4 protein-coding genes and 2 pseudogenes are annotated in these 6,569 nt (G+C 59.9%); 4 read left to right on the forward strand and 2 right to left on the reverse strand.

Going from position 1 to position 6,569, the window contains the following annotated elements:
* On the reverse strand, positions 1 to 848 hold an 848-nt coding region (gene gmd / locus Q7U29_RS25775; protein WP_304746147.1), incomplete at its 3' end, for a GDP-mannose 4,6-dehydratase.
* A 267-nt stretch (positions 849 to 1,115) separates the two neighbouring features.
* Here gmd and Q7U29_RS25780 point away from each other — a divergent pair.
* From Q7U29_RS25780 to Q7U29_RS25795, 4 genes and pseudogenes are all read left to right on the forward strand, one after another.
* Positions 1,116 to 2,420: an O-antigen ligase gene (locus Q7U29_RS25780; RefSeq protein ID WP_304746149.1), complete on the forward strand. Its 1,305-nt coding sequence runs from the start codon at positions 1,116 to 1,118 to the stop codon at positions 2,418 to 2,420.
* A pseudogene (locus Q7U29_RS25785) lies at positions 2,417 to 3,556 on the forward strand (glycosyltransferase family 4 protein); the annotation flags it as partial. The gene Q7U29_RS25780 and the pseudogene Q7U29_RS25785, both read left to right, overlap by 4 nt.
* Positions 3,557 to 4,243: 687 nt before the next feature.
* A pseudogene (locus Q7U29_RS25790) lies at positions 4,244 to 4,831 on the forward strand (glycosyltransferase); the annotation flags it as partial.
* 221 nt (positions 4,832 to 5,052) lie between these two features.
* Positions 5,053 to 6,102 carry a glycosyltransferase family 4 protein gene (locus Q7U29_RS25795; protein ID WP_304746151.1) on the forward strand — a complete coding sequence of 350 codons (1,050 nt, stop codon included), beginning with the start codon at positions 5,053 to 5,055 and terminating at the stop codon, positions 6,100 to 6,102.
* A gap of 1 nt (position 6,103) precedes the next feature.
* Here Q7U29_RS25795 and Q7U29_RS25800 read toward each other — a convergent pair.
* Positions 6,104 to 6,569, reverse strand: a 466-nt coding sequence (locus Q7U29_RS25800; RefSeq protein WP_304746153.1) for a polysaccharide biosynthesis protein, incomplete at its 5' end; no start/stop codon positions are given.

Consider the following 6,569-nt stretch of genomic DNA (forward strand, 5'->3'; position numbering starts at 1 on the left):
CGCCATTCGACGCCGCGACCGACTTCGGCGAACGCAAGTTCGACGAATTCGCGCACCGAGCGGGTCTCGCCGGTCGCCAGCACGAAATCGTCGGGCTCATCGGCCTGCAATATCCTGTACATGCCCTCGACGTAATCCCTGGCATGCCCCCAGTCGCGCTTCGCCTCGAGGTTTCCGAGATACAGCGTGTCTTCCAGACCGGTCTCGATGCGGGCGACGCTGCGCGTGATCTTGCGCGTCACGAAGGTTTCGCCGCGGATCGGACTCTCGTGATTGAACAGGATGCCGTTCGAGGCATAGATGCCGTAGGCCTCGCGATAATTCACCGTGATCCAGTAACCGTACAACTTGGCGACGCCATAGGGCGAGCGCGGATAGAACGGCGTGGTTTCCTTCTGCGGCACTTCCTGGACCAGGCCGTACAATTCCGAGGTGGAGGCCTGATAGAACCGGGTCTCCTTTTCCATGCCGAGAATCCGCACCGCTTCGAGCAGCCGCAGCACCCCGATGGCGTCGGCATTGGCGGTATATTCCGGACTTTCGAAGCTGACGCCGACATGACTCTGCGCCGCGAGATTGTAGATCTCGGTCGGCCGGATCTGCTGCATCAGCCGGATCAGGTTGGTCGAGTCCGTCATGTCGCCGTAGTGCAGCAGGAACGGCACGTTGCCGGCATGCGGGTCTTCGTAAAGGTGGTCGATGCGCGCGGTGTTGAACGAGGATGATCGGCGCTTGATGCCGTGCACGGTGTAGCCGAGGCCGAGCAGGTATTCGGCGAGATAGGCGCCGTCCTGGCCGGTAATGCCGGTAATCAGCGCAACGCGTTGTTTTGAAACCTGATCCGCCATCTTTACTCCGAAAAGCCGTCGCAGCTTCCCCTATAAGCGCGCACGCTCTACCATCCAATTCGAATAGAGTCTAATGTCGGAGGTTACCAAGCGGCCATTGGGACAAACCAAACTTCGTCGACCGAGTCGGCAAATAAGAGCTATATTTGCTTCGCCTAACAAACACTTCCCAAGGCGATAACGGCTTCAGTTTGAGATCGATCTGAGCTATTTAAGAGCGCTCATCAAACGATCCGATCCCCCAAACCGGCACCAAGTGAACAGGCTATGTTGGTCAATTATAGTGCGGGTCGCCGCGCCGGAGTGATGGCGGCGGCGGTCACGACCGCGGCGTTCGCAAAGACGTTCATTCCGTTTTATCTGATCGGTTCGACAGCAATTTTTGCCGTAGCTTGTACGTTTGGCGCTGTGTTCGTCGCTATATGCTGGCGCCCGATTTCCGACATGGCGAGAAAAGTCCCTGATATTTCTCTCGTAATCGCTGCATTCTATGTCTTGGCAATTGCCAGTTTTCTAGTTCATTCTCGCCAAGTCGTTCCAGCCACGCATCTGGCCGGGATTCTGATTTTTCATACGTTGTTTATGGCTTTTGGTTTTTCCGCTGCGCGTGCCTCGAAGCTAGTGCTGATGATGTTGTTGGGCGCTGCCACGGTCTATTTGATCTTCCTCATCCAATACACCGCTCGTTTCGGTGACTTGGTCAAGGAGGGATACCTCCAAGACATTTTCGGCGTGGGCGATCCAGCAGTATTTGCCACGTTCCACCAGAATATGGGCATCGTACTCGGGTTGGCCGCGCTTGCCGCCGTTGGGCTCGCCTCAAATCGATTCAGACAGACGCTTGCCGTTGGAGCTTTGCTGCTCGTATTGCTATTTATGTATCACATCTCGGCGAGAGGGGCGCTGGTAGCGCTTATTTGTAGTCTGGTTTTCTTGGCGGGCGCAGCTTTATGGACCCATTCAAAAAAGCTGGCTCTGGTTGCAGTCATTGCTGTTATCTTAGCAGCGACGCTGACATCTAACCTAGCTTACCAGCGTGCGCTTCAGAGCAAGAACTTCAATGCAGAAATCGATGCGATTTCGCGCACGGTGCGAGAAATTCAGCATCCGACCCCTGGCTTGCGATTGGGGATATGGACGCAAACATGGAATCGCATTTCATCCGAACCGGATCGCCTGTTGTTCGGACGAGGGGTCGGAATGTATCCCGTGATCGAAGGTTTCGGCGCGCCGGACTGGCTGCTTCGCAAGACTGAAGCCTCCAGGCATTATCCGCACAATGTGTATCTCGAAATGCTCTACGAAACCGGCATCGTGGGTCTGCTGCTCTTCGGCATTCTGACGCTGTTTCCCTTGGGAGTCGCGCTGAGACGCTGGCATTTGTTCTCGCTCGCAGAAAAGTCGGCGATTTCGATGTACGTTTTCCAGCTCGTAATTTCTCAGTTCTCCGGCGCATTTGCCTTCGACTATCTGGTTCAGTTTTTCTTCGGGCTGACGGTCGGGATTATTGCTCTAAGTCGGACCGATGACCTATTGGTTCGTGACCAACACGTCACCCAGGGCGCTGAATGACTTCCGCAACTCCCGATCAACCTCGACGCTTGCTCTATTTCGCAAACGAGGATTTTGCGTTCCTGCTCAACCGCCTGCCGATGGCGCGCGCCGCTCGCGATGCAGGCTTCGAGGTGCATGTCGCCACCCGCGTGAACAAGGGGGCGGAAGCGATCGAGGCCGAGGGTTTCGTCTTGCACCGGATACCGTTCCGGCGCGGCGGATTGTCGCCGTTTTCGGCAATCCCGACCATTTTCGCGCTTCGAAACGTCGAGACGAAAATCAAGCCGCAGATCGTGCATCACTCGGGTTTGCAGTGCTGCGTCTATGGCGCTATCGCCGCCTTCGGCCAGAAATTCTCCCAGGTCAACGCCATCACCGGACTGGGCTATATCTTCACCTCGGCAACCTGGCGCACGCGGCTGTTGAAGCAGGGCATGAAGTGGATCCTTCCCTGGCTGCTAAATCGCCGGCGCAGCCTCGTTCTCGTTCAAAATCCCGATGACCGCTCGGCCCTTGATGACCTCGGAATCAACCAGCAGCGGATGGTCCTGATCCCCGGATCGGGCGTCGACACCGATGCCCTGCAACCCCTGCCGGAACCGGAAGGGCCGATCACATTCGGCTTCGCAGGGCGGCTCCTGACCGACAAGGGCATCCGGGCCCTGGTGGCTGCCCAAAGTATTCTACGTAATCAAGGCTATGACGCGAACCTGATCATCGCCGGCAATCCGGACCCTGCCAATCCCGCTTCCGTTTTGCTGGAGGAGGTAGAGGAATGGAGTCGCCGGCCGGGCATCACCTGGCTGGGGCACATCGAGGACATCAGATCGCTGTGGCGAAGCTGTCACTTCGCGGTGTTGCCGTCGCACCGGGAAGGACTGCCCGTCAGCCTGCTGGAAGCGGCCGCCTGCGGACGGCCGATGATTGCAACCGATGCGCCGGGATGCCGCGAGGTCGTTATCCAGGACCAGACCGGAATTCTGGTTCCGATCGAGGATCCGCCCGCGCTTGCACAGGCGATTATGAAGTTGGCGACTTCCCCGCTGTTGCGGGCGCGATACGGACAAGCCGCGCGCGAATTGGTCGTAAGCAAGCTCTCGGCGAAAATCATCGGCAACTCGATTGTGCAGCTTTACGAGAGTCTGACGTTTGCCCGCTCCATGGCTGATCGGCCGTCGTCGGCAGATCGGCAGGGCAGAGGTAAGGTCGTGCTGGTCACTCAGCATTATGCGCCGTTCCCCAGCACGACGTCCGGCTATATGACGGACATCGCGAAGGAACTGGCGCAAACCCGCCGGGTCCTGGTGATATCGAGCTCGCCCGATTCCGCCACCAAATTGCTGACCCCCGGCGAACCCGAAGTCATCGAAATCAAGAGCTGGTGGCCGAAGAAATCGGCGCTGGTTTCGCGATCGTTCGCCGCCGTGCTTTTTTCCATTCAGGTCTTCTTCGCGGTCCTGAAGCATGCCCGCCGTGAAGACGTCCTGCTGTGCGTCACCACTCCCTTTACCCTGCCATACACCGTTGCTCTGGCGGCACGGCTTCGCCGAGCGGCTTCCGCGCTGATCATCTATGATCTCTATCCCGACACTTTGGTCATGGCGGGGTTTCTGCGGGCGTCCTCGATACTGACCAGGTGGCTTCGGTCGGCCAATGCAGTGATGTTTCGCCGGCTCGATGCAATCGTGATCATCGGTCGCGACATGAGAGTGAAGTTGCTCGATTATCCGAACATGACCGCCGCCAAGCTCAATCTCATTCCAAACTGGGCAACCCTGCCCGTCTGGTACAGGGACCTGAACCCCGAAAATCCCTATCGCAGGCGATGCAAAGGTCGATTTGTCGTAGCGATGTCGGGCAATGCGGGGTTTACGCATGACCCCGAGTCGGTTTTTGAAGCCGCCCGGCTTCTGCAAGACAACCGGGACATCGAATTTCTGCTTTCCGGCGAAGGCGTGGGGTGGGCCAAGCTCAATGCGATGCAGGCGGCGTCCCCCCTTCCCAACGTCACGCTGATCGAACGCGTGCCGGAGACCGAACTGGAGAGTTTCCTTTCCGCAGGCGACGTCTGGATCGTTCCCTACCGCAAGCACAACACCGGGGTTTCGGTACCGAGCCGCATCTACAATTTGCTCGCCATCGGGCGACCGATCATCATCTGTTCGGATCCGGACGCCGAAGCCGCCATTCTGATCCGGGAGGAGAATATCGGCTGGGTTTCTCCGCCCGAGGATTCACGGGCGCTGGCCGGGATTATTGCTGACGCGGCATCCACCGCTAACGAGACCGCCGAAAAGGGACAACGGGCGGCAGTAGTCGCCGGCAATTATACGCGTGACATTGCATTGAAAGCCTATTGTGGTCTGATGGATCGATTGCTCGACAGACAGCTTTCCCATTGCCGAAACCGTCAGAAACGCCTGGCTTAGACCGCCTCACGCCGTTGCTCGTGGTCGAAACACGCATGGTGTCAGATGACCGCGGCCTCTCCTGACCGGCTCATGGTCTGACAGATCCACGCCTTGCCTTCTGCGTCGCGCCGCGATCGCGACAAGCATCCCCGGCGAGTCGATTCGGCTAGCCCGGATTTTCCAACGGGATACAAATCTGCTACGCCATCCAAAATCCAGGGTCCGCCGGCAATGCTTTCATGACCACTTTCGATCTCCCGCGCGCTGCAACGACGCTCCTCGTCCCGGCCGCGGCCGGCCTCATCTGCGCGTGCCTGCTCCTGGCGCTGCGACCGCTGCTGCAACGCTATGCACTGGCCCGACCGAACGCGCGGTCCTCGCATGTGACGCCGACGCCGCAGGGCGGGGGCATCGCCGTGATCGCCGCCACGGCGGTCGGAGCGGCATTGGCCGCATCGTTCGGCATGCCCTTTTCGGCAACCGCCATCCTGAAGGTGCTGACCGCCGCGCTCTGTCTCGCGGCCGTGGGCATGATCGACGACCTCCGCCCCATCCCGGTGGTGCCGCGTCTGGCGCTGCAACTGGCTGCGGTTGTGTTTCTGTTCGCAACCCTTCCGCCGCAGCTGCGCATTTTCGAGATGATCCCGATTACGCTGGAACGGGCATTCCTCGTCCTGGGGATGCTGTGGTTCATCAACCTGGTCAACTTCATGGACGGCCTGGACTGGATGACGATAGCAGAAATGCTCCCGATCACCCTCGCGCTCGCGGCATTTTCATCGTTCGGCGCGGCGCCGCCGGAAGTGCTGCCGATCGCGCTGGGGCTCGCCGGCGCGCTGCTCGGCTTTGCACCTTTCAACCGGCCCGTCGCCCGCCTGTTCCTGGGTGACGTCGGTAGCCTGCCGATCGGCCTCTTGACCGGCTGGTGTCTGCTCGAACTGGCATCACGGCAGCATCTGGCCGCGGCGCTGCTGTTGCCGCTTTACTACCTCGCCGACGCGACGATTACCCTGTTCAGGCGGCTGGCGCGGGGCGAACGGTTCTGGGACGCGCATCGATCGCACTTCTATCAACGCGCGACGGATAACGGGCTGGGCGTCATGCAGGTCGTCACCACCGTATTCCTGCTCAACCTCGTGCTGGCGGGCCTCGCGCTGACGACTGTCACCGCCGCCTCGAGAAGCACCGATCTGGCGATGCTGGCGCTCGGCGTCCTCGCTGTGCTGGCCGCGCTGTTCCGGTTTTCGCGACCGCCCACCGCGTCGAAAGACGCGCGCAAGACGCAATAAATCAAGCCGCCGTCGAACCGAATTCCGGAACCGCATCCAGAAGCACAGCCCTGATCGCAGCCCGGTCGTCGCTGGCGATCGCGCGCTCGAGCGCCGCAAGCCACTTCCGTATCGCCTGCATGGGAGGCTCGTTGGGCTTGGCCGCCATGATACCCGCGATGCCGATGTCGACAGGTGGCTCCTCCGCGGCGAACAGAATCTCGTTCAACCGCTCTCCCGGCCGCATCCCGGTGAAAACGATCTCGATGTCATGTCCCGGCTGCAGACCCGACAACCGGATCATGCGCTCGGCCAACTCGACGATCCTGACCGGCTGCCCCATGTTGAGCACGTAGACCGACACATCGGCGCGCTTGGGCGTCAAGGCGTGCGTTGCAGCCGTCAGCACCAGATCGCAGGCTTCGCGGATCGTCATGAAGTATCTGACCATCTCGGGATGGGTGACCGTCACCGGCCCGCCCGCTTCG

The sequence above is a fragment of the Bradyrhizobium sp. genome (assembly GCF_030654605.1).
Lineage (GTDB): Bacteria > Pseudomonadota > Alphaproteobacteria > Rhizobiales > Xanthobacteraceae > Bradyrhizobium.